The sequence below is a fragment of the Pontibacter flavimaris genome (assembly GCF_001907195.1).
GTDB lineage: Bacteria > Bacteroidota > Bacteroidia > Cytophagales > Hymenobacteraceae > Pontibacter > Pontibacter flavimaris.
The window spans coordinates 109,888-135,118 of record NZ_LVWA01000002.1 but is presented as its reverse complement, the minus strand read 5'-3'; the positions used below and the strand labels follow the sequence as shown (position 1 = coordinate 135,118).

Sequence of the window (25,231 nt, the reverse complement as noted above, 5' to 3'; positions counted from 1 at the left end):
AAGCAGCGGCTGGTAAATTTTTTCTACTTTTGAAGTATAAAATGGATGAAAGACTGTTAGACAAAGGACAAAAGAATCAGAATCCTTTGTCAAGATGTCTTTAGTCCTTTGTCTAAGATTTAAATGAACTACACAAAACTACTGTTTTCTCTTGTCTTTACCCTCGTTGCGTTCAGCGTTTTCGGGCAGGGCGGGCGGCAGCGCCAGCCTACGCCGCCGCGGCCGGTGGTGCAGCCGCAGCAACAGACGCCACCGCCGGTGCAGCAGCGCCCGAGGCAGGGCCAGGGAGAGAAAGTGCCCGTGGACCTGCAGCAGGCCGACAGCCTGATCGGTGGTACCTTTAACGGGCAGCGCATCGATAAGCTCATCGGCAACGTGATCTTCAAGCAGAAGGATGGTACGCTGTACGCCGACTCGGTGTATCAGTACAAGGAGAAGAACGTGCTGGAGGCCTTTGGCAACGTGCGCATCAATCAGGCTGATACCGTCAACATTACCGGCAACACCGCCACCTACAACGGCGATACCCGTACCGCCAAGATTATCGGCAATGTGGTGATGCGCGACCCGAGCATGACGCTTACCACTCCCAGCCTGGACTATGACCTGAACACCCGCACGGCCACCTACACCGAGGGAGGTGTGATCGTACAGCCCGGAAACCGCCTCGAAAGCCGCCGCGGCGCCTACAACACCCAAACTAAAATGCTGGACTTTCAGCAGGATGTAAAAGTGAAGACGGCTGACTACGATATCAAGGCGCAGAACATGAAGTATAACACCCTTACCAAGGTGGTATACTTCCAGGGGCCAACCTTTATCGAGGGGCAGCAGGGCGACCTCTATGCCGAGCAAGGCACCTACAACACCATCACCAAAGTATCCAACTTCGGGCGCAACGCTTATATTCTGACGGATGAGTACCGCCTGGGCGGTGATAAACTATACTACGACGAGAGCACCGGCTACGGCTTTGCAGAGAAAAACGTGTCGCTGCGGGCGCTGAAGGACGACGTGACGATACGCGGGGCCATTGGCCGCTACTGGCGCGACAGGGGCGAGGCCAAAGTATACGGCAACGCCCTGATGGAGACCGTGATGGAGGGCGACACGCTGTTCCTCTCGGCTGATACGCTCTACTCGCAGGAGCCGCGTGGCGCCCGCACCGCCAGTATGATCTACGCTTACCCCGATGTAAAGATCTTTAAGTCGGACCTGCAGGGCAAGGCCGACTCGCTGAGCTATAACCGCACCGACTCCATCATGCACCTGAACGTGAACCCGGTGCTCTGGAGCGAGGAAAGCCAGATGGTGGGCGACACCATCCACATCCAGCTGCGCAACCAGACCATCGACCGCATGTACATGTACAGCAATGCCTTTATTTCCTCGGAGGACACGCTGCAGAACTACAACCAGGTAAAGGGCCGCGACATGACCGCCTTCTTTGTGGGGGGCGACATCCGGCGGGTGAACGTGAACGGCAACGGCGAAAGTTTATACTTTGCGCTGGAGGGCGATACGGTGCTGACGGGCATGAACAAAGCCATCTGCAGCGACATGACACTGATGTTCGCGGAAAATAAACTCAAGCGCATTTCGTTTCTGGTGCAGCCGGACGCCAGCTTTGTGCCGCCGCACGAGCTGGAGGAGGGAGCACGGCAACTGGAGGGCTTTACCTGGATGTCGGATATAAGGCCTACCAAGGAGCAGGTGCTGGCAAAGCAGCCCGTGCCCAAGGCCGGAACCACCGTAAAACCAGCTGTGAAAGCCCCCGCCCTGAAGACCACTACCAAAGCCGGCGGCCGCAAAAAAGCGGGCAGAGGGAAGAAAAACAGGCAGTAGCGAAGAAAGCTGGCTCCCTTGCCGAATCTCTTTTGTAAATCATATGGATATTCTATAATTTTGCCCGTTCATGAAGATAGGCTTTTTCCATAGTATCGCACTGTTGTGCCTGTTGCTGCTGGCCACCGGCTGTAGTAACTTTCAGCAACTGCTGAAAAGCAACGACGTCAGCAAGAAGTACAAGGCTGCGCTGGAGTATTATGAGCAGGAGGAGTATTACAGGGCTTCGCAGTTGCTGGACCAGGTAACCGACCTAATGGCCGGCACCGAGGAGGCGGAGAAAGCCCAGTTCTTCCGTGCCAAGGCACACTTTCTGCAGGGCAACTACATCCTGAGCGACACCTACTTCCGCAACTTCTACACCACTTACCCGCGCAGCCCGTATGCTGAGGAGGCCATGTTCCTGCAGGCGCAGTCGCTCTACGAGCAGTCGCCGAGCTACGAGGAGGACCAGAAGCCAACCATAACCGCCATCGAGGCGTACGAGGAGTTTTTGGTGCGCTACCCAACCAGCGAGCGGGCCGAGCGGGCCAACAAAGTGCTGGAGGAGCTCTACACCAAACTCGACCGGAAAGACTTTAACCAGGCCCGCCTGTACTATAAGCTGCGCTACTGGCGCTCTGCGGCCGTGGCCCTGGATGTTTTCCTGCAGGAGCACGCCTCCTCGCCGTTTGCCGAGGAAGCCGCCTTCCTGAGGCTCGACGCCCAGTACCGCTTTGCGCAGGAAAGCGTGCCCGACAAGCAGGAAGAGCGCTACGACGTGGCGCTGGATTACTTCCAGGCCTTTGTGGATACCTACCCCGAGAGCCGCTACAAGCGCGAGGCCGAGCGCGTCTTCGACGGGGTGCAGACCGCCCTGGCAGCCATCAGAAAAACAAAACAACCGAATTCTTAAAGTATACATATATGGCAGTAGTACCATCATCAATCGTTACCCGCAACATGGCCGACTTTGCAGAGCAGACCGGCAACGTGTACATGTCTGTGTCAGTTATCTCAAAAAGAGCTAATCAGATCTCTGTGAAGCTGAAAGAAGAGCTGAACTCCAAACTGGCTGAGTTTGCCACCACTGTGGACAACCTGGAGGAGGTGTTCGAGAACCGCGAGCAGATCGAGATCTCCAAGTACTACGAGCGTCTGCCGAAGCCTACCAGCCTTGCCATCGAGGAGTTCCTGGAGGAAAAGGTGTACGTTAGAAAGCCGGACGAGGAAACAGAGGAGGACATCAACCTGTAATACAGGCGGATGCTGAAAGGTAAGAAGATCATATTGGGAGTTTGCGGAAGTATAGCGGCCTATAAAGCTGCTCTGCTGGTCCGCCAGCTCGTAAAAGCAGAAGCAGAAGTACAGGTCATTTTGACTGCTTCTGCTTCTGAGTTTATAACCCCTCTGACCTTGGCCACGCTCTCCAGGCGGCCCGTGCTCAGCCAGTTTGTGCGGGATGAGGCCGGCACGTGGAACAACCACGTGGAGCTGGGCCTCTGGGCGGATGCCCTGGTGGTGGCCCCGGCCAGCGCCAACACGGTGGCTAAATTCGCTAACGGTCTTTGCGACAACCTGCTCAGTGCCACGTACCTCTCGGCGCGTTGCCCCGTTTTTGTGGCCCCGGCCATGGACCTGGACATGTACCAGCACCCGGCGGTGCAAAGTAACTTTACCAAACTGCGCGGCTACGGCAACCGCATCATCGAGGCAGGCCACGGCGAACTGGCCAGCGGCCTGGTAGGGCAGGGGCGCATGGCCGAGCCGGAGGAGATCGTGCAGGTGCTTCAGAATTTTTTCTCAGGTGACAGAAAGATCGTTTAACGGCAAAACCGTGCTGCTCACGGCAGGGCCCACGCACGAGCCCATCGATCCGGTGCGCTTTATCGGGAACCACTCCACGGGCAAAATGGGGTACGCGTTGGCGGAGCGCTTCGCCGAGCACGGGGCTAAGGTGGTGCTGGTATCCGGCCCCACAAACCTGCACACGGATCACACCAGCATCGAGGTAAAGCATGTAACAACCGCCGAGGAAATGCACAAGGCGGTGTTGAAGCGTGCCGGTGCTGCCGATATCTGGGTGTTTGCCGCCGCCGTGGCCGACTACCGCCCGAAGACAGTGGCCGATAAGAAGATAAAAAAAGCCGGCGACGAACTGACGATAGAGTTGGTGAAGAACGTTGATATTGCAGCGGCGCTGGGCAAGCAGAAGGAGGAGTGGCAGTTTTCGGTGGGCTTTGCCCTGGAAACCGACAACGAAGGCGCCAATGCCCGCGAGAAGCTCCGCAAGAAGAAACTGGACATGATCGTGCTCAACTCGCTCAACGACCCCGGGGCCGGCTTTGCGCACGACACGAATAAAATCACTATCATGGAGGAAGGCGCCACCCATACCTTCGAGCTGAAGAAGAAAAGCGAGGTGGCCGAGGATATCGTAAACTTAATCTGGGAGCGGATATATGGCTAGGAAAGTACTTGTTTTGCTGATGCTGATCTTCACCGCCTGGACGGCCAGGGCGCAGGAACTGCAGTGCGATGTAGTGGTCAACAGCGAGCAGGTACAGTACACCGACAGGCAACTGTTCACCGAGATGCAAACGCGCATTTCCGAGTTTATGAACAACCGCCGCTGGACCGGGCAGGCCTACGGGCCCGACGAGCGCATCAAGTGCCGCATCCTTATCAACTTAACCGAAATGCCGGAGATCGGCACGTTCCGGGCCAACGTGCAGGTGCTTTCGGTAAGGCCGGCGTACGGCACCGGCTACGAATCGGTGCTTTTCTCCTTTATCGACAAAGACTGGACTTTCCAGTTCAATGCCGCCCAGCCGCTGGAGTTTGCCGAGAACAACTATACTTCCAACTTGTCGTCGATGCTGGGTTTTTATGCCTACATGATCATCGGGATGGACAACGACAGCTTTGGCCGTTTGGGCGGCTCGCCTGCCTACGACAGGGCCAGGGCTATACTTAACCTGGCCGCCTCGCAGGGGGCCGGCTACCCCGGCTGGAAAGCCTTCGACAGCAACCGCAACCGCTACTGGCTGATCGACAACGTGCAGGACCCGCAGTTCCTGGCCTTCCGTGAGGGCCTTTATACGATGCACCGCCAGGGGCTGGACCAGATGGCCGAGAAGCCGGAGGAGGCCCGGCAGAATGTGCTGACCATGCTGACCAACATCCAGCGGCTGCAGCAGCAGAAACCTAACTCCGCCATACTTCGCGCCTTCTTCGATGCGAAAGCCGATGAACTGGCCAACATGTTCAAGACAGCTGCGCCGGCGCAGAAGCAGCAGGCCTTCACGATCTTATCTCAGGTAGACCCCACCAACAACAGCAAATACGAGGTTTTGCTAAAACGCTAAAATTTTTAGAATTCTGCTAAAAGGGTGTATCTTCGCGGGGCAAATTTGCAGCCGTTATTTATACTTGCGCCCATGGGAAAACGCCAGGTCCGTATCTTCCGAAGAAACCTTTTGGAGCATCAGCTGGAGCTGCTGCAAAGCCCCGCCGTGCAGGTGGTGCTGCGCAGCAGGGTAGTGCTGACCGGCAAGCTGAAGGGCCTGGACGAGAAAGGAGCCGAGCTGCAGGACCTGCGCTTCAACTTCCATACGTTCCCGCTGGAGCAGGTAGAGGAGATGATCTATGATGTGGAGGCGCCGTACTGAAGTATGGAAGTATAAAGTAGAAGAGTTGATATGAAGTTACTAATTCTATACTTGGCACTCGCTGTTCTTCTACCTAATGCAGCTGCTCAAGACTGCAAAAGCCCGGAGTATGCTTTGCTCCACTACATCATCAAGGAACAGAACATAAGATATTTAGCAAAGGAGGCATCTCCTGCACCTTTGCTGTGCGAGTATACAGAAGCGGCGAACACCTCAAAGTATAAGAATTTTACCGAAAGCGTGCTCACCTTTAACGGTGATGCCTTTATTGATAAGCAAGCAATCGTTAGTGGCATAAATTCACTACGGTTTAAAACTTTTTTAGAGGATAATGCAGCCTATGAATGGGATGCCGCTTGTGTTCCCGCTATAGGCCAACTGCTTGACCCGGGCGAAACAAAGAGAACAGCAGCACCCGCATTTTTTATTTCAAAGCCGTTGTTGACTGAGGACCTGCAGTACGCCATTGTCTACATCAGGAAAAGTAACGGACAACCAGCAGGAGGCACCGGCTTTATCAATGTATACAGAAAAGATAACAGTGGCGGTTGGCAGTTCTATGCCCACGGAGGATGCATGACCTATCGGTAAAGAGGAAGCCAGATTATACTTTGGCAGGCTGCCTCTATTAAAACAAGCTCACATTTATACTTCAAAAAAAGAACAGAAATAACGAACTTTAGCATAGGCCAAAATCCTTCTTATGTCTATAGTCTTGCGTCCATAGTATATGCTGATAGATCTTAAAATTAAGAATTACGCCCTGATCGAGAAGCTGGAGATGAACCCGTCGCCGCTGCTCAACATCATTACGGGTGAGACAGGCGCCGGAAAGTCGATCATGCTGGGGGCCATTGGCCTCTTGCTGGGCAACCGTGCCGATACCAAGTTGCTCTTTAACCAGGCGGAGAAATGCGTGATTGAGGGCGTGTTCGATATTTCGAGCTACAACCTGCAGGAGCTTTTCTCCAAAGAGGACCTCGACTTCGACAACCAATGCATCCTGCGCCGCGAGATAAGCCCGAGCGGCAAGAGTCGCGCCTTCGTCAACGACACGCCCGTGACGCTGGACGTGATCCGCAAGATCGGCGAGAACCTGATGGACATCCACTCGCAGCACGACACGCTCCAGCTCGGCGACACGAGCTATCAGCTCAATATCCTCGATATCTATGCGGGCAACACCTCGTCGATGGGCAACACCACGTTCGATATCTACGCCGGAAACCTGTCGTACCTGCGCAACTACAACGAGAGCTACCGCCAATATAAAAAGCTGGAGAGCGACTACAAGAAACTAACCGACCAACTGGCGCAGGCGCAGAAGGAGCACGATTACCACGCCTTTCTGCTCAGCGAGCTCGACGAGGCCGGCCTGCAGGAAAACGAGCAGGAAGAGCTGGAGGAAGAGCTGAAGCAGCTGGAGAACGCCGAGGACATCAAGCTGAAGCTGACGCAGGCGGTGCAGAGCCTTACCGAGTCGGAGTTCAACATCACCTCCGCGCTGAAAGACACCGTTCATACCTTGAGCCAGCTTTCGGCTTTCTCGGGCAAGTATGAGGAGCTGCGCACCCGCACCGAGAGCTGCATGATCGAATTGAATGACATTGCCGGGGAACTGGAGGATGCCGAGCGCAACACCGAGGCCAACCCGGAGCGCACGCTGGAGGTGCAGGAGCGCCTGAACCTGATCTATACCCTGCAGCGCAAGCACCAGGTGCAAAGCAACGCGGAGCTGCTGCAGATCCAGCGGGAGCTGGAAGAGAAGGTGGGCAGCGTGCTGAACCTGGACACGGCCATCACCAACACCGAGAAAGCCATGAAGGCCGCCGAGCAGGAGGTGATGGAGAAGGCCGCCATACTTTCGGAGCGCCGCAAAGCCTCTTTCGGCACCTTTGAGGAAGAACTTTATAAACTGCTGGCCGAGCTGGGCATGCCCAACGCCCGCATCGTGATTCAGCACAACGCGGTAGCGCCATCCGCCACCGGCACCGACGATATCAGTATACTTTTCAGCGCCAACAAAGGCGCGCAGCCGCAAACGCTCATCAAGGCTGCCTCGGGTGGTGAGTTTTCGCGCCTGATGCTAAGTATAAAGTATATGCTGGCCGATAAAACCGCCCTGCCCACCATCGTGTTCGATGAGATTGACACCGGTATTTCGGGTGAGGTGGCCGTGAAGGTGGGCAGGATGATGCAGCAGATGGCGCAGAAGCACCAGATCATCGCCATCTCGCACCTGCCGCAGATTGCCGCACAGGGCGACTCGCACTATTTTGTGTACAAGCACGACACCGAGGACCGCACCATCAGCCGCATCAAGAAGCTGGACGACCAGGAACGCATCAACGAGATAGCGCACATGATTGCCGGCGCCAACCCGAGCGATAATGCCTATCAAAGTGCAAAAGAGTTGCTTTCACTCTAAGTAGGAATTGCTATATTGCTGCTTCGTTTCCGGGGGAACCGGTAATTATTGGTTAGGGTAAAAAAATAATAACAAAAGACATGTCTTATAATCTTTTAAAAGGAAAGAAGGGAATCATCTTCGGTGCCCTGGACGAGAAATCCATCGCCTGGAAAGTTGCCCTGCGTGCCAAAGAAGAAGGAGCGGAGTTCGTGCTGACGAATGCGCCAATCGCCATGCGTATGGGCGAGATCAATAAACTGGCGGAGCACTGCAACGCGCAGATCATTCCGGCGGATGCCACGTCGGTGGAGGACCTGGAGAACCTGTTTACGCAGGCACAGGAAATCCTGGGTGGCAAGATCGACTTTGTATTGCACTCTATTGGCATGAGCCCCAACATCCGCAAAGGCAAGGAGTACGGCGACCTGAACTACGAGTGGTTCCAGAAGACGCTGGATATCTCGGCCCTGTCTTTCCATAAGGTGATGCACGTGGCCGAGAAGCAGGATGCCATGAACGAGTGGGGCTCCATTGTGGCCCTGTCCTACATCGCCTCGCAGCGTGTGTTCCCGGACTACACCGACATGTCGCATGCCAAGGCGGTGCTGGAGTCTATTGCGCGTAACTATGGCTACCGCTTCGGAAAGATGAAGAAAGTGCGCGTAAACACCATCTCCCAGTCGCCTACCAAAACCACGGCCGGCACCGGCGTGGGCGGTTTCGACGCTTTTTACGACTACGCCGACAAGATGTCGCCGCTGGGCAACGCCTCGGCCACGGATTGCGCCAACTACACCATCACCCTGTTCTCCGACCTTACCCGCATGGTAACGATGCAGAACCTGATGCACGACGGCGGTTTCTCCTACATGGGCATCTCCGAGGATATCGTGGACATGATCTCTAAGTAATTTGAAGATGTGAGGATCTGAAAATGATCCGCACATCTCCAAAGTATAAAAAAAGTCCCCTGCCATACTTTAGCAGGGGACTTTTTGCTTTATGGCCAGTTTATACTTCAAAGCATAAAACAAGTTTGACAACGTGGTGAGGCGCCGCTAGATGCTTCACACACGCGAAACGCGCCCGAAGGCTATATTATACTTTCCCGGAGCATCCTTAAATTTCCAGATCCTCCCATCTCCAAATCAGTTCTCCTCCTCCCGGTGCACGGCGTTAAAATCGAAGGCGGGGATGCAGATGGACCAGTACTCGGTTTCGTGGTCGTAAGGGTTGGCGTAGCGGATGCGGGCGCCGGCTTTAATAAGTATGGATTCGCCGGCTTTTACCTCTACTTCCTCCCCGTCAATCTCAATCAGCTTTTTGCCGCGCGTCACGATGGTGATCTCATCGAACTGGGGCGTCTGGTGCGGCTCGCCCCAGTGCGGCGGCGCTACCATATGGGCCACGCTGAAGGCACTGGTGTGCGTGGAGGCCTTGCCGAAATGCTCCTCTATCAGCTTGCCGTCGGTGGTGGGCACCCGAAACGGCTTGGTCTGCTTAAAATATTTTTTCTGGCTCATCTCTCGTTCCGTTAAAGTATGAACTTACTGCTTGTCTGCGCAGGCGCCCTTGGTGTAGGAGGTAACGCCGGCATTGTCGGCCACGCAGGCATTGCCGTAGGTCTTGCCGTCGCAGCCGCACACCGGGTCGTACTGCATGGTGCACACAGCATCAGGATTAATTTTCGTCGGGTCGATGCAGGAGGCCTGTGGCGCGTCGTTGTTCACGCAGGAGGCCATGCCTGCAAACATGAAAACGGAGAGGGTAATTACTTTTTTCATAGTTTATAGCTGTTAAGATTATCTACGTATACAACAGAAACACGTGCCGGAATTAACCTGTAAGGCCGCTGCCCGTATGTATCTGCAAGTACAAAAATATAGAAATAAAGGACAGGTTTACCCCGCCTTCCGGGACAATCTGCCTGAGCCCTATACTTCGAACATCAACACATAAAATAAAACTATGAACGAGATCAACAAAGACAGTGATAAGATATTGATTGCCACGCTTGCCGGTATCGGTGTAGGGGTAGCCGCGGGGGTGCTGCTGGCGCCCAAAACAGGCCGCGACGCCAGGGAGGAAGTGATGCGCCAGCTGAACCGCGCCAGCGACGAGGTGAACAGCAACGTGAAGCGCTGGACGAGCGGACTGAAGGCCAAGCGCGGCCGTAACGCCGGAACCCCGCCGCAGGAAGACTACGACCTGGTGATGCATGGCTCCTGGGACGATGTGAAAAGACAGCTGCGCCAGAACTACGGCGAACTTACTGAGGAGGACCTGACCTACGAAAAAGGACAGGAGCACGAGCTGCTGGACCGCCTGCAGGCCCGGATAGGCAAAACAAGGGACGAGATTCAGCGCATGCTCTCGGACCTGAACGTTAAGTGGTAAGGCAAGGCATAACAGCCTAAGCAGGTAAATTTTACGCGCTGCGGGCAACTATAATAGAATCTTATAGTATAGGTATAACTTAATGTAAGTTTGGCCGTTATTAAAGCTAAGGATTAAATCAAAAAGAATAAAAACAGAAAAACGACTATGAAAGACAATAGCGGAAAAGTTTTGCTGGCGATGCTGGCAGGTGCCAGTGCAGGTGTGATAGCAGGTTTGCTGATGGCTCCTGACACAGGCGAGGTGACCCGTACCAGCATTAAGAAATGGGCTGGCAAAATGAGCAAAGACCTGGAGAAAAACTTGCAGGACGGCCTGGAAGAAATCAAGAAGATGAGCGGCGACACCTTTGGCAAGTCCGGTGGTGACAGCGGCAATAAAGGTGGTAACACGGGTGGATCGGCCTCTTCGGGCTCTTCAGCAACAGGCGGCTCCGCCTCAGGTGGCAGTTCAACATCTGGTGGATCTACCTCAGGTGGCGGATCATCTGCCACGGGCAACAGAGGCGGCAACGCTTAAGCCAAAACAACTACTTATTTCGAGGTGAGACTACTGCCTGCGTTGTGGCCCTAAGCCGCAATTTGCTGAGGAGGCCGGTAGATACACCCGCGGATGCGCCTGCCCTTATTTGGGGCGGGCGCTTTTGTTTTGAAGGTGGCTATGTTAACCTAAAGCACTTGCTCCCGTTATACTTGTAAGAGTTGCGCCTTCATGAGAGGGCGAATATGTACCATTAAACCAGAACCAGACTATGAGAACGCATATGGAATGCCGATCGCTTGGAGAGCATAAATCGAATTACAGCACGCATGAGTCTGTGCGCCAGATGAGGCAGCACGGCACCGAACATAAGGCCTACAAAGGCAAAAGCAGCAGCGGGGGCGGAGGCGCCCTGGCACTGGGCCTGCTGGCCGGAGCCGCTGCCGGTGCATTGGCAGGTGTTCTGCTTGCCCCTGACAAAGGTACTGTGATCCGTAGGAAGGTAACAGACCAGGCCTCTAAACTGGGCAGCCAGGTAAACAAAGGCTACAGCAGCACCAGAGGCAAAGTGAGCGACTGGACCAGCAAGATAAAGACCAGCAAGTCTGGCAATCAGGCATCCGGCACTGTAAAAAAGAGCCCGTATACCGACCCAGGAAAGTGGGACGACCAGGAGAACCGGAACATGACCGACACGGCCCGGAATTCTCCTACGGTATAGTATAAGCATAAAACAAGAGCGGCCCGCTAACGTATAGCGGGCCGCTCTTGTTTTATGCAGATTGTCTGAAAGTTACTTCTTCTCCTCTTCTTTCTTCTCCTGTCTTTCCGGCTTCATCTGCGGGAAGAACAGTACATCCTGAATCGACTGGGAGTTGGTCATGATCATGCTCAGGCGATCGATACCCACACCCAAACCGGCTGTTGGCGGCATGCCGTACTCCAGGGCACGCAGGAAGTCCTCGTCCAGGGCCATGGCCTCCACGTCGCCGCGGCGGGCAAGCTCCAGCTGCTCTTCAAAGCGGGCGCGCTGGTCCACCGGGTCGTTCAGCTCAGAGAAGGCGTTGCAGATCTCCTTGCCGTTGCAGATCGCCTCGAAGCGCTCTACCAGTCCCGGCTTGCTGCGGTGCTTCTTGGCCAGTGGGCTCATCTCCACCGGATAGTCGGTGATGAAGGTTGGCTGTATCAGGTACGGCTCCGAGGTCTCCCCGAAAATCTCGTCAATCAGCTTGGCCTTGCCCATGGTTGGGTCGGTACGGATGCCCAGTTTCTCGGCTGTCTGGCGCAGCTCAGCCTCCTCCATGTTCGAGATATCAACCTTGGTGAAGTGCTCGATGGCCTCGAACATAGTATAGCGCTTCCATGGCCGCTGGAAGTTGATCACGTTATCGCCTACTTTCACCTCTGTGGTACCGTGCAGGGCGAGGGCTACTTTCTCCACCATCTCCTCTACCAGTTCCATCATCCAGTTGTAATCCTTGTAGGTGACGTAGAGCTCCATCACGGTAAACTCCGGGTTGTGGAAGCGGCTCATGCCCTCATTTCGGAAGTCCTTGGCAAACTCGAACACCCCGTCGAAACCACCCACGATCAGGCGCTTCAAGTATAACTCGTTGGCGATGCGCAGGTATAGCGTCATGTCCAGCGTGTTGTGGTGCGTTTTAAACGGACGGGCCGCCGCGCCACCATGGATAGGCTGCAGGATAGGCGTTTCCACCTCCAGGTAGCCTTTCTCAGACAGGTAGTTGCGCATGGTGTTCACCAGCTGCGTGCGCTTCTTGAAAGTCTCGCGCACGTGCGGGTTCACGATCAGGTCCACGTAACGCTGGCGGTAGCGCAGCTCAGGATCCGTGAAGCCATCATGCACGACCTCGTTCCCGTTCTCGTCGATCTCTCGCTTTACAATCGGGAGCGGGCGCAGCGATTTGGTCAGCACCTTCAGCTCAGTTACGTGCACCGAGATCTCGCCAACCTGCGTTATGAAGGCGTAGCCCTTGATACCGATAAAGTCGCCGATGTCGAGCATCTTCTTGAACACCGTGTTGTACAGGTCCTTGTTCTCGCCGGGGGCAATGTCGTCTCTGGAAACATAGATCTGGATACGGCCCGTGCTGTCCATCAGCTCGGCAAAAGAAGCCTTGCCCATGATGCGGCGGCTCATCAGGCGGCCGGCCAGCGTTACTTCCTGGTAGTTATTCTTCTCCTTATCGTAGTTCTCCTTTATCTCCTTGGCCGTAGCCGTAACTTCAAATGTCTCAGAGGGATAGGGGTTGATACCCATTTTCTCCAGCTCTTCGCGCTCATGGCGTCTGCGTAGTTCCTGTTCGCTCAGTTGCATGCGATTTATACTATAAGTGATGTATTCAAATCAAGCTGCAAAATTCGGAAATATTCGGCAGCTTTTAAAGAGGACCGGTGATTTAAAGTGATTTAACGGATTTGTGTGCTTGTGGTGGCGGGCGTCGGGAGTGAAAGGGCTTTCAGGAAGTATAAAGAAGTATAAATTTTAGCTTGATCACGAAGAATCACGCGGGCTACCCTACGGCTGCCTCCTCTAACGTTACGTACGAAGTCCTTTTATCTGGCGAAAATCCCCTTTATTACCGGTAAAGGAAAAGCTCCTGCAAGTATAAACCTGCAGGAGCTTCAACAAGAAGGGAAGGTATGATTTAGGCCGCCTGGCCCAGCTCGTATCCCCCGTTGCCGAGCAGCGGCTTGAGCTGCTGCTCCAGCCTTGCCTCCACAAAAGAGCGTTGCAGGTACTTAGGGAGCTCCTGCACAAACTCCTCATACTTCTGCAACCCGATGGCCTGCGCCACAAAGCACTCATGTATGCCGTTGAGGTAGCTCACGATCTGCAGCAGCGACTCGTGGAACAGCTTAAAGTCAATATCGGCCTGCACAAAGCGCTCTATCTCGCGGTGGGTGCTGGATATCCGGAGCCGCGCCATCAGATCGAAGAGCGTGGTGTAGCCGATGCGCCAGGTAAGCTGCTGCCAGTGCTGTGGCCCGAATTTCTGCAGTACCTCGCCGGTTTTGTTGCTGCGTATGGCCGTGGCTGTGCTGGCCTGCACCTGTTGCCTTACTGCCTTGGCCCGCTGGCGGCGCGTGGTGCGCAAAAACTGCCCTATCTGCGACTGCGCCTCCAGTTCCTTACCCGCAATCTGCAGGCCCGGCTTGTAGTAGGCCAGCGGCAGGCGATGAACGTTGAAATCGTCGTAATGGCCGGAGGCGTAAAAGCCCATGGCCCGCGGATAGGTATTCTTCACCACCAGCCGGCCCGCCTCGCGCAGCACCCAGGCCTCATTGTTGGTTCTCAGCCCACGGGTGTACAAGAAGGCCTGCAGCCCGGCAAACACCGCATAGTATGCCTGCGGGAAAGTCCAGTGCAGGGCGTTGCGCATGTATTCCTCGTCGCCCAGTTCGGCGGTGGCGCGCAGCGCGTACTCGGTACTCCAGCTGTTGAGCAGAAGCTTTTTTACCGCCTCGTGGTCCTGCTCGTTCAGCTCAGGCTTCTGCTCATGCAGAATCGGCAGCTGCCCCGGGGCAATGGTTCCGGAATTCTGGATGTGGTAATTTATCGCAAAAAAGTAGTTCAGAAACACCTGTGCCGGAATGGATGCCGGCGCCACTTTATCAGTCGTTTGTGCCTCCTCCTGATACAGGGAAAGCACCTTTTCTTCGTCTCTCTCTTTCATGTTGATAAAACACTTCGAAGGCTGTATCAGTTGCATTTTAGCGCTGTAATTTCATAAATAATACGATTTTAAATGCCTGGTATACAGGTAGTTATTGTTTTTCGTGAAGTGCTGTCTTACTTCGGAATTGGCTGGGTGAGAATCGCTTAAAAAATGGGGCTTAGGGTGAGGTTATACTTGTATTTCGGGTGAGGCGCCTGACTACGTAAGAGGATAATTCGTATCAGGGAGTAAGCGTAAAACAGACGATGCAAAACCAAACGAACATGGAGTTATCCTATATCCTGAACGAGCTGGGCGAAGACCGGGAAATGTATTTTAATGCTGTGGCTCCACCCATCCTGCAGACGAGCAACTTTGCCTGCAAAACAGTAGATGAGATGCGCAGAATGCTGCGAAACGAAGCAGAGGCGTCCCTGTATACCCGTGGCAACAACCCCACCGTGACCATGCTCGAGAAGAAAGTGGCGGCGCTGGAAGGCGCGGAGCATGCCATTGCCTTCGGGAGCGGGATTGCGGCAGTCTCGGCTGCGGTGCTCTCGCAAGTGAACGCCGGAGACCACGTGGTGTGCGTGCAAAAGCCCTACGGCTGGACCAATACGCTAATGAACCGCTTCCTGCCGCGGTTTGGGGTAGAGGTGACGATGGTAGATGGCACAGACCCGCAAAACTACCGCCATGCCATCCGGCCCAACACCAAACTGCTCTACATGGAGAGCCCCAACTCCTTTACCTTTGAGCTGCAGGATATAGCGGCGGTCACGGCTCTGGCCAGGGAGCATGGCTGCAGCACCATCCTCGATAACAGCTTCGCATCCCCACTCTACCAGAATCCGATTCAGTTTGGCGTCGACCTGGTGGTACATTCCTGCACCAAGTACATCGGCGGGCATTCGGATGCGATGGGAGGGATGATCTGCGGCAGCCGGGAAAGGATCAACAGGATATTCGAGCGGGAATACATGACACTGGGCGCTATACTTGCCCCCCATGATGCCTGGCTGCTGCTCCGGGGGCTGCGCACCCTGCCCGTTCGCATGGAGCGGGTTGCCGCCTCCGCCCGTACCGTGGTGGCCTGGCTGGAGCAACAGCCCCAGGTGGAGCGTATCCTGTTTCCCTTCCTGCCTTCGCACCCGCAGTACGAGTTGGCCAAGCGCCAGATGCGCAACAACACGGGGCAGTTTACCATCGCACTTAAAACAGATGATATCCAGCAGGTAGAGCGCTTCTGCGATAGCTTGCAGCACTTTCTCATGGCCGCTTCCTGGGGTGGGCACGAATCCTTGATTTACCCCGCCGCGGCGTACTACGGCGGCGGGGAACAACAAGGTAGGCCCCCTTTTAATTTGGTGCGCTTCTACATTGGCCTGGAGGATCCCGATTATCTGATCAAGGACATTGAGCAGGCGCTGGCGGCAATCTCCTGAAGAGCTGTCTGTTTTTCCTCAAAGTATAAAGTATAAAGAAGTTCCTTCACGATTAGCATAGCCCCCATCTCTACACTTCATCCGGATGTCGCTGTTTTTTTAGATGCTGGAGCCTCAGCCCGGAATATGTTGGTGCGGAGCGAGTCTATATACCGGGAGCACTGAAATCAGAGCAGCCCATACGCGCAAATAAAAAAGCTTCACAAGGCAGAAGCCTTGTGAAGCTGTGGCCGGCACTCTTCAGAATGTGGCCGGCACTCTTCAGAATAAAGAAGCGGGCGGCAAGTATAGCTTAGAAGCCGGCAGCAACATCATCCCCACGCGGGTCGGCACCGCCTTCCAGCCTGCCGTCGGGCAGCACCAGGATGGCGTCCACACGGCCATACTGGCCACGCTGTTTCAATGTATATCCCTTGCGCTGCAGCTCGGCGCGTACTTCGGCAGGTATGGCATCGGTGGTGTGCTGTATCTCGTCGGGCAGCCACTGGTGGTGGAAGCGCGGCGCGGCCACGGCCTGCTGCATGGTCATGTCGTGCTCCAGCACGTTCAGGATCGTCTGGAAAACGGAGGTGATGATGGTGGAGCCGCCCGGCGTACCGACTACCATGAACAGTTTGCCGTCTTTCTCCAGTATGGTGGGTGTCATGGCGCTGAGCATGCGTTTGCTGGGTTGTATGGAGTTGGCTTTCCCGCCAATCAGCCCAAACATGTTGGGCACGCCCGGTTTGGCGCTGAAGTCGTCCATCTCATTGTTCAGCAGGAATCCGGCCCCCTCCACCACTACATAGGAGCCATAGCTGCCGTTGATGGTGGTGGTGATGGCCACGGCGTTGCCGGCGGGGTCCACAATGCTGAAGTGGGTCGTCTCCTCGCTTTCAAAAACCGGCAACTCACCCGCCTTTACCTCTGCCGAAGGCGTGGCCTGCGCCAGGCTCATGGAGCTCATACGGCTTTTCAGGTACTGCTCGTCCAGCAACTCCTCCATGGGTACCTCCACAAAGTCGGGGTCGCCCAGGTAAGTGGCACGGTCGGCATACACACGGCGCTCCGCCTCCGTCATCACCTGGATGGCCTCTGTGCTCTGCCAGCCATATTGGCGCAGCTCATAAGGCTCTACCATTTTCAGGAGCTGCGACAGGGCAATGCCCCCGCTGGAAGGCGGCCCCATCGAAATTATCTTGTAGCCTTTGTAGTCGCCAATGATGGGCTCGCGCCACACCGAAGTATACTTTGCCAGATCTTCGTGCGAGATGATGCCGTTGCCGCGCTGCATTTCCTTCACCAGCAGGTCGGCCGTTTCGCCGGCGTAGAAGCCTTCGCGGCCCTTATCGCGGATGCGCTCCAGGGTGCGGGCCAGGTCCGGGTGGCGCAATGTATCACCGGCCTGCCATTCCTGCTCCTGCACCAGGTAGGGCTGGTGCTTGTTGTTTTTAAGAAAGTCTTCCCGTGTGCTGTTCAGGCCGCTGGCTTCCTTCTCCGTTAACACCACGCCGTTACGGGCCAGGTCCACGGAAGGCTGCACCAACTCTGCCCAGGGCAGTGAGCCATACTTCTGGTGTATCTTCACCATGCCGTTCACCGAGCCCGGTACGCCTACTGCCAGGTGACCGTCAGTGCTTAGGCCCTGTACCACGTTGCCCAGGCTATCCTGGTACATCGTTTCCGTGGCTGATGCCGGGGCTGTCTCTCTAAAGTCCAGTGTTGCTACCTCCCCGGAATTGCTGCGGGCCACCATAAAGCCGCCGCCGCCAATATTGCCAGCCGCCGGGTGCACCACGGCCAGGGCAAACTGCGTGGCAATGGCGGCATCAAAAGCGTTTCCACCTTTCTGCATGATTTCCATGCCTACTCGGGAGGCCTCCGGGTGTGCCGATACCACCATGGCTTTGTCCGTTATCAGGCCACGCGCAGCTTCAGGCGCATCTTTGGGCGTTTTGGTGGCGCAGCCGCTCAGCAGGGTAGGGAGCAGGGCCAGCAGCAGCAGCCATACTTTTAGCGGGGCTGTTTTGGGGGCGTTCAGGTGCATGTTGTATTAGGTTGAGGTTTGGGCACATAAGATATAAAAAAACGCCAGCTATTGCACATAGCTGGCGTTTCTAATAAAGTATGGAGTAGCTTACTTCAGGTCTTCCTGGATGATGGCCACGGCCTCTTCCACGTATACGTCCTGCTTCAGGCCTTTCATAAATTCTTTGTTACGGGCCAGTTTGGCGGTGTCGCCGCCGAGGGCTTGCAGATCCTGCTGCAGGCGCTTCACGTTCAGCACTGGCACCTCTTTCTGCGCTTCCTCCAGTCGCTTGGCTTCTGCCTCTGCCTTTTTCTCCTCTACCAGGTACTTCTCCAGCTGCAGCGAGCGGGTGGTGTTGTCTGATTGCTTTTTCAGGCGCTCAGCGCTCTCCTCAATCAAGCCGAAGCTTTCGTTTTTAGCTACACGCTGCTGGCTGTTGGCCTTTACCTGCGATAGGTTCAGCTTGCCGTTGTTCCATGGTTTATACTTTGCCGGAGCGATCTCATCAAACGGAAGGGCAAAATCCTGCTCCTTCTCGCCAAACTCCAGGTAAGCGTAAGCATCCGGAAGCACCACGTCCGGCACTACGCCGCGCAGCTGGGTGGTACCGCCGTTGATGCGGTAGAATTTCTGCGTAGTCAGCTTCAGGGCGCCGAATGGCTTGTAAGGGTTAAACTGCGCCGGCAGGGCCTCGTCCAGCTCAAAGAACTGCTGCACCGTGCCCTTGCCAAAGGTTGGGCTTCCCACAATCACGGCGCGCTTGTAGTCCTGCATGGCGGCGGCCAGAATCTCGGAGGCCGAGGCGCTGTTTGCATTCACCAGTATCACCAAGGGGCCACCGTACTGCACCTGCGTGTCACGGTCGTCGAGCACCACGGCTTTGCCGGAGGCCGTCTTTACCTGCACGATCGGACCCTGCTCGATGAACAGGCCGGCCATTTCCACGGCATCGGCCAGCGAGCCACCGCCGTTGTTGCGCAGGTCCAGGATCAGGCCCTTCATGCCGGCAGTCTTCAGCTTCTCAATCTCTTTTTTTACATCGGCTCCGCTAAAGCGGCCGTTCTTGTTCTCGAAGTCGGCGTAGAAGCCCGGAAGCTTGATGTAACCGATTTTGGCTTTATCCTCTATCAAGGCAGACTGTGCGTAGGTTTCCTCGAACACGATCACGTCGCGGATGATCGGTATAACTTTGGTGGAGCCATCTGGTTTCTTCACCGTCAGGCGCACCTCAGTGCCTTTCTTGCCGCGGATCAGCTGGATGGCGTCGTCAATGCGCATGCCTTCAATCAGCACGGGGTCTTCAGAGCCCTGGGCTACTTTCTGGATGGCATCACCTGGCTTCAGCTCGCCCTGCAGGTATGAGGGGCTGCCCGGCACGATCTCCATCACTTTTATCTGTCCGTCCTTCTCCTGCAGCGAGGCACCGATGCCCTCCAGGCGGCCGGTAAAGTTGATGTCGAAGTCAGCCTTTGCTTTTGGCGGGAAATAGCCCGTGTGCGGGTCGTATACATTGGTTACGGCGTTGATGTAGGTAGCGCGGTGGTCCTCGCGGTTAATTTTGGCCAGGCGCTGGTACAGGTCATCGTAGGTCTTCATTACTTTCTCGCGGGCCTCTTTCTCCAGGCCCTCAAACGACTTTTTCTCTACCTTCGGGTCTTTCTCCAGTTTCTTCTCCTGCTCCTTCTGCATGTCCACCAGGCGAACCAGCGTCTGGTACTTCAGCTGCTTGCGCCATGCCTCCTTCAGCTCCTCCTTGCTTTTTGCGTAGGCCAGTTTCTCGCCATCCAGCTCGATCTGCTCGTTCTTGGAGAAGTCAAACGGCTTGGCCAGAATCTCCTTGTAGTAAGCCTGTGAGTCTTTCACGCGTTGCTCATACATATCGGCAGACAGGTCGAAGAACTGGAACGAGCCCTGACGCAACTCATCGTCGATGGCCGTCTCGTACTTCTGCAGCTGCTGCACATCAGAGGCAAGCAGGAATTTCTTGTTGTAGTCCAGGCGCTCCAGGTAGAGCTTAAACACCTTCTTCGAGAAGTTGTCGTCCACTTTTTCGGGCTGGTAGTGGCCGGAACTGAGGCCCTGCATCAGGGCCTTGATCAGGATCTCGTTCTTACCCTCGGGTGTGCTGCCGTTTTTGTAAAGTATGAAGGAGCCCGTCACGAGGATGACGGCCAGTACCGACAGTATGATTTTAAAGCGAGTTGTCAAAGATATCATCTATTTATTACGTTGAACTACAGGTTAGATTGCAAAAGTGATGCCGCATACGTGCTTTGGCATGGTTAAGAGTGTAATGTAGGGGAAAAAAAACTTTTATCATAGCTGCTTAAGGCGTCATTCCACACCAGAGGCTGCCTTTAAGGATACTATACGTGGCGCGGCGGCTGATATCATAACTGCCGGACGGCTTTTTTCGTTTCCGTAAGTATAAACCAAAATGTAACAGCTATGAATAACAACGAAAGAGCCATTGATGTTTTACAGGAACTGAATCAGTTCGTGAACGACAGGATAGAGGGCTACAAGCATGCCGCAGAACTCACGAAAGACCCGGCGCACCAGTCTTACTACAAGGACCTGATGAACCAGAGCCGCCAGTTCTCCAGCGAGATCAACAGCACCATCAGCCAGATGGGCGGCAACACCCAAAACAGCACCACCGCGAAAGGCAAGCTCTACCGTGGCTGGATGGATGTGAAGAACACCATCGCCGGCAACGACGAGGAGGAAGTGATCAAGTCGAACATCACAGGCGAGGAGTGGGCCCAGAAAGCCTACAACGATGCCCTGGACCACAGGGCGGAGCTGCCGCAGAACGTGGTGCAGATGGTAGAGAAGCAAAAGCAAGCCTCCATGGCCACCTACGAGCGCCTGCGCCAGATGGACAGAGCCGCCGACTAAAGTATAAAGCGAAGTATAGGAGAGGGTTGCCAGCCAATGGCAACCCTTTTTGCTTTAGAAAGTATGGCAGGATGGTTGCTGAACATGGAAGGGAAAAGAAACGACATGAAGAACATACTTATTTTCGGCGACAGCCTGACAGCCGGCTATGGTTTGCCCGCCGCGAGCGCGTACCCCAGCCTGCTACAGGAGCAGCTGCGGCAGGAGGGGTATACGGACTATAAGGTTTTAAACGGCGGCCTCAGCGGCGACACCACGGCCGGAGGCGTGCACCGCATAGACCGCTGGCTGCACCAGCCCATCGACATCTTTATACTTGCCCTGGGCGCCAACGATGGCCTGCGCGGCATCCCCGCCCGCGAAACCAGCCAGAACCTGCAGGAGATCATCTACAAGGTGCGCCAGAAGTACCCGGAGGTGAAGATCATACTTTCGGGGATGGAGATACCGGACATTGTGCCGGGGCGTTACGCGGCAGAGTTCCGGAAGCTGTTCAGGGAGCTGGCGCTGCAGCATAACACCCACTTTATACCCTTTCTGCTGGAGGGCGTGGCCGGTAACCGCCTCCTCAACCTGCCCGACGGGGTGCACCCAAATGCGCAGGGGCAGAAGCTGCTGGCCCGGCACACCTGGACCAAACTGAAGGAGTTGCTGTGAAAAGTATAAATCGGATGCGGCCGGGGATTCTGTTTCCCCGGCCGCATCCGATTTATACTTTATAAGTGTGAAGTATACTTAGTTATCCAGGTTCAGGCCCGTGTCGCGGCGCTTGAGCTCCACTTCCTGGCCTTTGGCCTGCTCGTACTGCGCACGCAGCTCTTTGAGGGTATTGCGGGCCCATACCGAGAAAGCGGAGGCGTCGGTTTCGTCCACATCCTTCAAGCCGTCGTCGAATTCATCTATGGCATCCTGCTGGGCTTTTGTCAGCCGGTTCCAGTACTCCTCGTTAAAGTTCTCAGCCTCGCGCAGTTTGGTCAGGTGCTCGTTGTCCTCGTCCTCCAGTTGCTGTGGCAGGGTAACGTTATACTGCTGCGAAAGCTCCTGCAACTCCTCCTGCTTCGTCGTGTACCAATCCACCAGATTCTGGCCATAGGTCTTTACGGCGTCTGAGGTGCCCTGCGCGGCTGCCAGCTTGCCCAACTCTACCTGCAGCATGTTGTTGCGGGCCGCAAACTGCATCAGCTCCTGCTTGTCCTCCGTGAGGGTGGAGTCAGTGCCGGCTACCGTGGCTGTCTCGGTGGAGGTGGTGTCGGCGGTGGTGGTGGTTTCTTCGCCGGATCCTGAGCCGCAGGAGGCAAACATAAAGGCGCCTGCTGCGCACCAGATGGCTATCAAAGTGTTTCTCATAGTTCTTTATATTAGGATATGATATTGTTATACCCTAAGCATACGAAACTATGGTAAATTGTTTTCTGCGCGGGTGCTGTCCTGCAGGGCAAGTATGCTGTTAAGCGTGGGGATAGAGAGCGGCTTGGTGATGAAGCCGACCACCACTTCATACTTGCGGGCGCGCTGCAGCAGGTCCTGCTCGTCGTAGGAGGTGAACATGGAGATAAACGTTTTGTGGCGCGCGTTGTACCCCAGGGCATAGTAGCGGTCCAGAAAATCGAAGCCATCCATGGAGGGCATGCTGATGTCCAGCAGGATGAGGTCGGGGAAAGGGGTTTCCTCCATGGTTTCGGCGGCACGCAGAAAATCGAGCGCCTCCGGAACGCTTTGGCAGGTGGACACTAAGCTGCTCACATCGGCATCCTCTAAAATAATCTGGGAGAACAAACTGTTGATCTGGTCATCGTCTATAATCAGGATGTGTTTTAGCTTATACATAAGGGTTCTTCTGCTTATAGGGTGTAGCCGTGTGCGCTCGCTTCAGTTCTTGGTCAGAGGCACAACATTAGGCGTGCCAAGCTTTCTGCGTTATTGTGTTATAACGACATTCTTCGAACGTACTGTATACGATGCGGACTGAATAAACTCTTTTAATTCCAACTTATACTCAAGGATAGGCATTTTATACTTGAAAGTAAACTACTTTGTACGGGCAATAGTAACTAATATTATTTATATAAAATATATAATATTATATATTGTTTTTGCATTTGATGGGTGGGAGAACGCAAAAGCGCCGGGTGCCGCCTCTACTTGGCAGCGCCCGGCGCTTATTATATGCGAAGTGCAATTATCTATTAATAATAGATATGCTCGCCTCTGTTGCTCTGGAAGTGTGTCTCAAAGTAGCGGGCATCCTCCGGGCTGTGCGGCTTAAAGCCCAGTACAATGTTACCCTCTTTCACGCCCGTCTCATATACCTTGGCTCTCTCCTCAGGTATACCGGCTCCGATCAGCGCACCGATCAGGCCACCTGTCAGGCCACCGGCACCAGCGCCTGCCAGGCCAGCTGCCAACGGACCAGCCACTACCAGGCCAAGGCCCGGAATCGCCACGGAGGTACCAATGGCAGCCACGGCACCTATAATGGCACCCAGGGTACCACCAATGGCCGAACCGGCACCAGTGCCCTCCAGCGACTTGTTACCAAGCTCTGTCGTGTGGTCCTTGTCCTCTCCGGCGAAGTGGCGCTTTCTGCCCTCCTCGGACATCACCACGTTTATCTCGTCTTTATCATAGCCGCGCGCACGCAGTTCGTCATAAGCGCGCTCGGCACTCTCTCTGTCTCTAAACATTGCGGTTAGCATGCCCGCTTTATCTGTTCTGTTTACCATAGCTTTTTTAGTTTTGGTTTATTTGTTCAAGTAATGCCGGCAGGTGCTTTACAGCTTTTGCCGGCGTGGTTATTTCTAACGGGTAAGCGTTGCCTATAGTTACGGCTTTGAATTTTAACCGGTTTTACTGCCCCGTGTTTTACGGAAGTACAAGGCGCTGCCGCCGGGCCTCCTAGCGCGGGGGCAAGGTAGAATCCATAGGCTTGACGAGGCGGTCCACCACGTGCATGACACCGTTGGAGGCCTTGACATCGGCTCTTACAACGGTGGCGCCGCCAAGTATAATGCCGGTGCTATCCGAGGCACTTACCGTTATAAACTCTCCGCCGCCGGTTTCGATGCGTTGTGTGTTTTTAAAGCTGGCAGAGAGCACCTCGCTGGTTAGCATGTGGGCCTGCAGCACCTTGATGAGCCGGGCCTTGTTCTCTGGCTTCATCAGGTTGTTCAGCGAGTCCTGTGGCCAGTTGGTGAATGCCTGGTTCGTGGGGGCAAGCAGCGTCAGGGGTTTTCCCGTCTTCAGCCCATCGGTTAGTTCCGCCTGGTCCAGCAGGGTGGAGAAGGTGGAGAGGTTCGGGTCCATTGCCGTCAGCTCGGCCAGCGTGTACTGTGCGGTGTTTCCCGCATCAGCAAACATCCGGCTATAATCAATCGCTGTCGTATCCGGCTCTGCCTCGGCTGCCGCCTGGCCTGCCATAGCTTCCATTTGGCTCATGGCTACCTCGCTATCTGTGCTTGCGGTGGTTGCTGCCGGGGCGCAGCCAGTAAGGCCGGCTGCTATCAGGATGTTGGCTAGTAATATATTTCTCATGGTTGATGCTCTTGTAAGGAAAAGTTGTGTACGCGCTATGCTTGGCGCATGATACCTGTAAATAAAGAAAGCTCTCTTATAGTATAAGAGAGCCTCCAGTAGGGGTAGTATGCTTCGGCAGGATTAGAACCCGATGGCGGAGTTTTCCTGCACGTCGCTGGGAAGTATAACACTGTCGATCACGTGGATCATACCGTTAGAAGCTTCAATGTTGGATTTTACAAGTTGTGCGCCGCCGATGCGGATGTCCGTGTTGTTCACACCCACCTCAACCGGGATATGGGAGTTCTCACCCACCTCTATAATTGAGTTATTCTCGAATTGCGAAGACGCTACTTTGTTCGGCAGCACGTGGGCCTGCAGTACTGATTTTAGAATGGCTTGATTATCAGACAGAACAAGTGCCTCCAGTTTGTCTTTCCCGAGTTTGGCGAAAGCCTCGTTTGTTGGGGCAAGCAGCGTAAACTCATCCAGACGATCCAGGTCGGCTTTAAATCCGGACTGCTCTACCAGCGTTACAAACGTGGAAAGGTTCGGCTCCATCTTGGCCAGCTCAAACGCATCATACTGCTCGGTGTCCTCCACGCTCTCGAACATCTGGTCGATATCGGTGGGGTCCTCCAGTGATAAAGTAGTCACGTCGAGCGTGGCTATAGGGGTCACTGCCACAACAGACTCTTCTATCACTACTGCGTCAGGGTCGTCACCGGCCATGGTCTGTGTCTCGCTCATGGTCATGTCATCATCCATGGCGGTGGTGTCGTTCATTGCATCGTTAGAACTCGCGCAGCCAAAACCAAACAGCATGGTGGCGGCAAGAGCCATAGGTATAATCATTCTCTTTTTCATAGCTTTCTTTTTATTTAATGATAGTTGCTCACTAA

General features: G+C 54.9%; 27 protein-coding genes. 16 read left to right on the top strand and 11 right to left on the bottom strand.

The window, feature by feature from the left end; genetic code table 11:
• Window positions 1-123: 123 nt before the first annotated feature.
• From A3841_RS00560 to A3841_RS00520, 10 genes are all read left to right on the top strand, one after another.
• Window positions 124-1,845: an OstA-like protein gene (locus A3841_RS00560; protein WP_073850350.1), complete on the top strand. Its 1,722-nt coding sequence runs from the start codon at window positions 124-126 to the stop codon at window positions 1,843-1,845.
• Between the two features lie 70 nt (window positions 1,846-1,915).
• Entirely contained in the window at window positions 1,916-2,740 is an 825-nt protein-coding gene (locus tag A3841_RS00555) for an outer membrane protein assembly factor BamD (RefSeq protein WP_073850349.1), read from the top strand.
• Window positions 2,741-2,751: 11 nt separating this feature from the next.
• Window positions 2,752-3,081 carry a DNA-directed RNA polymerase subunit omega gene (locus A3841_RS00550; protein WP_073850348.1) on the top strand — a complete coding sequence of 110 codons (330 nt, stop codon included), beginning with the start codon at window positions 2,752-2,754 and terminating at the stop codon, window positions 3,079-3,081.
• A gap of 9 nt (window positions 3,082-3,090) precedes the next feature.
• On the top strand, window positions 3,091-3,651 hold the full coding sequence (locus A3841_RS20770) for a flavoprotein (protein ID WP_317042460.1): 561 nt from the start codon (window positions 3,091-3,093) through the stop codon (window positions 3,649-3,651).
• Entirely contained in the window at window positions 3,632-4,294 is a 663-nt protein-coding gene (gene coaBC / locus A3841_RS20765; RefSeq protein WP_317042459.1) for a bifunctional phosphopantothenoylcysteine decarboxylase/phosphopantothenate--cysteine ligase CoaBC, read from the top strand. Before A3841_RS20770 ends, coaBC begins: the two co-directional genes overlap by 20 nt.
• The gene (gene porD / locus A3841_RS00540) at window positions 4,287-5,192 is read left to right on the top strand and encodes a type IX secretion system protein PorD (protein WP_073850347.1); all 906 of its coding nucleotides are present in this window, start codon (window positions 4,287-4,289) and stop codon (window positions 5,190-5,192) included. Before coaBC ends, porD begins: the two co-directional genes overlap by 8 nt.
• A 72-nt stretch (window positions 5,193-5,264) precedes the next feature.
• On the top strand, window positions 5,265-5,495 hold the full coding sequence (locus A3841_RS00535) for a hypothetical protein (RefSeq protein WP_073850346.1): 231 nt from the start codon (window positions 5,265-5,267) through the stop codon (window positions 5,493-5,495).
• 30 nt (window positions 5,496-5,525) lie between these two features.
• Window positions 5,526-6,086 carry a hypothetical protein gene (locus A3841_RS00530; RefSeq protein ID WP_073850345.1) on the top strand — a complete coding sequence of 187 codons (561 nt, stop codon included), beginning with the start codon at window positions 5,526-5,528 and terminating at the stop codon, window positions 6,084-6,086.
• A 139-nt stretch (window positions 6,087-6,225) separates the two neighbouring features.
• Window positions 6,226-7,923: a DNA repair protein RecN gene (gene recN / locus A3841_RS00525; protein ID WP_073850344.1), complete on the top strand. Its 1,698-nt coding sequence runs from the start codon at window positions 6,226-6,228 to the stop codon at window positions 7,921-7,923.
• A gap of 80 nt (window positions 7,924-8,003) precedes the next feature.
• Window positions 8,004-8,816: an enoyl-ACP reductase FabI gene (locus A3841_RS00520; RefSeq protein ID WP_073850343.1), complete on the top strand. Its 813-nt coding sequence runs from the start codon at window positions 8,004-8,006 to the stop codon at window positions 8,814-8,816.
• Window positions 8,817-9,053: 237 nt separating this feature from the next.
• Here A3841_RS00520 and A3841_RS00515 read toward each other — a convergent pair whose 3' ends face one another.
• Both A3841_RS00515 and A3841_RS00510 read right to left on the bottom strand, forming a co-directional pair.
• Window positions 9,054-9,428: a cupin domain-containing protein gene (locus A3841_RS00515; RefSeq protein WP_073850342.1), complete on the bottom strand. Its 375-nt coding sequence runs from the start codon at window positions 9,426-9,428 to the stop codon at window positions 9,054-9,056.
• A gap of 24 nt (window positions 9,429-9,452) precedes the next feature.
• Window positions 9,453-9,659 (bottom strand): Kazal-type serine protease inhibitor family protein, encoded by a 207-nt coding sequence (locus A3841_RS00510; protein WP_394332879.1) that lies wholly within the window; start codon window positions 9,657-9,659, stop codon window positions 9,453-9,455.
• Window positions 9,660-9,873: 214 nt separating this feature from the next.
• On the opposite strand from A3841_RS00510, the gene A3841_RS00505 reads away from it, so the two are divergent.
• The 3 genes from A3841_RS00505 (at window position 9,874) to A3841_RS00495 (ending at window position 11,503) form a co-directional block, all read left to right on the top strand.
• Window positions 9,874-10,302: a YtxH domain-containing protein gene (locus A3841_RS00505; RefSeq protein ID WP_073850340.1), complete on the top strand. Its 429-nt coding sequence runs from the start codon at window positions 9,874-9,876 to the stop codon at window positions 10,300-10,302.
• Between the two features lie 147 nt (window positions 10,303-10,449).
• Window positions 10,450-10,821, top strand: a complete 372-nt coding sequence (locus A3841_RS00500; protein ID WP_073850339.1) for a YtxH domain-containing protein — start codon at window positions 10,450-10,452, stop codon at window positions 10,819-10,821.
• Window positions 10,822-11,053: 232 nt separating this feature from the next.
• Window positions 11,054-11,503 (top strand): YtxH domain-containing protein, encoded by a 450-nt coding sequence (locus tag A3841_RS00495; protein WP_083610096.1) that lies wholly within the window; start codon window positions 11,054-11,056, stop codon window positions 11,501-11,503.
• 72 nt (window positions 11,504-11,575) lie between these two features.
• Here A3841_RS00495 and lysS read toward each other — a convergent pair whose 3' ends face one another.
• Both lysS and A3841_RS00485 read right to left on the bottom strand, forming a co-directional pair.
• Entirely contained in the window at window positions 11,576-13,120 is a 1,545-nt protein-coding gene (gene lysS / locus A3841_RS00490; protein ID WP_073850337.1) for a lysine--tRNA ligase, read from the bottom strand.
• 331 nt (window positions 13,121-13,451) lie between these two features.
• Entirely contained in the window at window positions 13,452-14,480 is a 1,029-nt protein-coding gene (locus A3841_RS00485; protein WP_073850649.1) for a hypothetical protein, read from the bottom strand.
• Between the two features lie 266 nt (window positions 14,481-14,746).
• Between A3841_RS00485 and A3841_RS00480 the strand changes: the two genes are divergently transcribed.
• On the top strand, window positions 14,747-15,907 hold the full coding sequence (locus A3841_RS00480) for a trans-sulfuration enzyme family protein (protein WP_073850648.1): 1,161 nt from the start codon (window positions 14,747-14,749) through the stop codon (window positions 15,905-15,907).
• A 292-nt stretch (window positions 15,908-16,199) separates the two neighbouring features.
• Here A3841_RS00480 and ggt read toward each other — a convergent pair whose 3' ends face one another.
• The gene (gene ggt, locus A3841_RS00475) at window positions 16,200-17,933 is read right to left on the bottom strand and encodes a gamma-glutamyltransferase (RefSeq protein ID WP_083610094.1); all 1,734 of its coding nucleotides are present in this window, start codon (window positions 17,931-17,933) and stop codon (window positions 16,200-16,202) included.
• 90 nt (window positions 17,934-18,023) lie between these two features.
• Window positions 18,024-20,132 (bottom strand): carboxy terminal-processing peptidase, encoded by a 2,109-nt coding sequence (locus A3841_RS00470; RefSeq protein ID WP_073850336.1) that lies wholly within the window; start codon window positions 20,130-20,132, stop codon window positions 18,024-18,026.
• A 231-nt stretch (window positions 20,133-20,363) separates the two neighbouring features.
• Between A3841_RS00470 and A3841_RS00465 the strand changes: the two genes are divergently transcribed.
• Together A3841_RS00465 and A3841_RS00460 are read left to right on the top strand one after the other, a co-directional pair.
• Window positions 20,364-20,816, top strand: coding sequence for a PA2169 family four-helix-bundle protein (locus tag A3841_RS00465; RefSeq protein WP_073850335.1), 453 nt, complete (start codon window positions 20,364-20,366; stop codon window positions 20,814-20,816).
• A gap of 63 nt (window positions 20,817-20,879) precedes the next feature.
• A complete protein-coding gene (locus tag A3841_RS00460) occupies window positions 20,880-21,473 on the top strand; it encodes an arylesterase (protein WP_235861229.1) in 594 nt (197 codons plus the stop codon).
• 78 nt (window positions 21,474-21,551) lie between these two features.
• Here A3841_RS00460 and A3841_RS00455 read toward each other — a convergent pair whose 3' ends face one another.
• The 5 genes from A3841_RS00455 to A3841_RS00435 all read right to left on the bottom strand — a co-directional run bounded on the left by A3841_RS00455 (window position 21,552) and on the right by A3841_RS00435 (window position 25,196).
• Window positions 21,552-22,163 (bottom strand): DUF4142 domain-containing protein, encoded by a 612-nt coding sequence (locus A3841_RS00455; RefSeq protein ID WP_073850334.1) that lies wholly within the window; start codon window positions 22,161-22,163, stop codon window positions 21,552-21,554.
• A 48-nt stretch (window positions 22,164-22,211) separates the two neighbouring features.
• On the bottom strand, window positions 22,212-22,643 hold the full coding sequence (locus A3841_RS00450) for a response regulator (RefSeq protein ID WP_073850333.1): 432 nt from the start codon (window positions 22,641-22,643) through the stop codon (window positions 22,212-22,214).
• Between the two features lie 359 nt (window positions 22,644-23,002).
• Window positions 23,003-23,500 (bottom strand): hypothetical protein, encoded by a 498-nt coding sequence (locus tag A3841_RS00445; RefSeq protein ID WP_235861228.1) that lies wholly within the window; start codon window positions 23,498-23,500, stop codon window positions 23,003-23,005.
• Between the two features lie 211 nt (window positions 23,501-23,711).
• The gene (locus tag A3841_RS00440; protein WP_073850331.1) at window positions 23,712-24,347 is read right to left on the bottom strand and encodes a fasciclin domain-containing protein; all 636 of its coding nucleotides are present in this window, start codon (window positions 24,345-24,347) and stop codon (window positions 23,712-23,714) included.
• 123 nt (window positions 24,348-24,470) lie between these two features.
• A complete protein-coding gene (locus A3841_RS00435; protein WP_083610092.1) occupies window positions 24,471-25,196 on the bottom strand; it encodes a fasciclin domain-containing protein in 726 nt (241 codons plus the stop codon).
• Window positions 25,197-25,231: the final 35 nt, after the last annotated feature.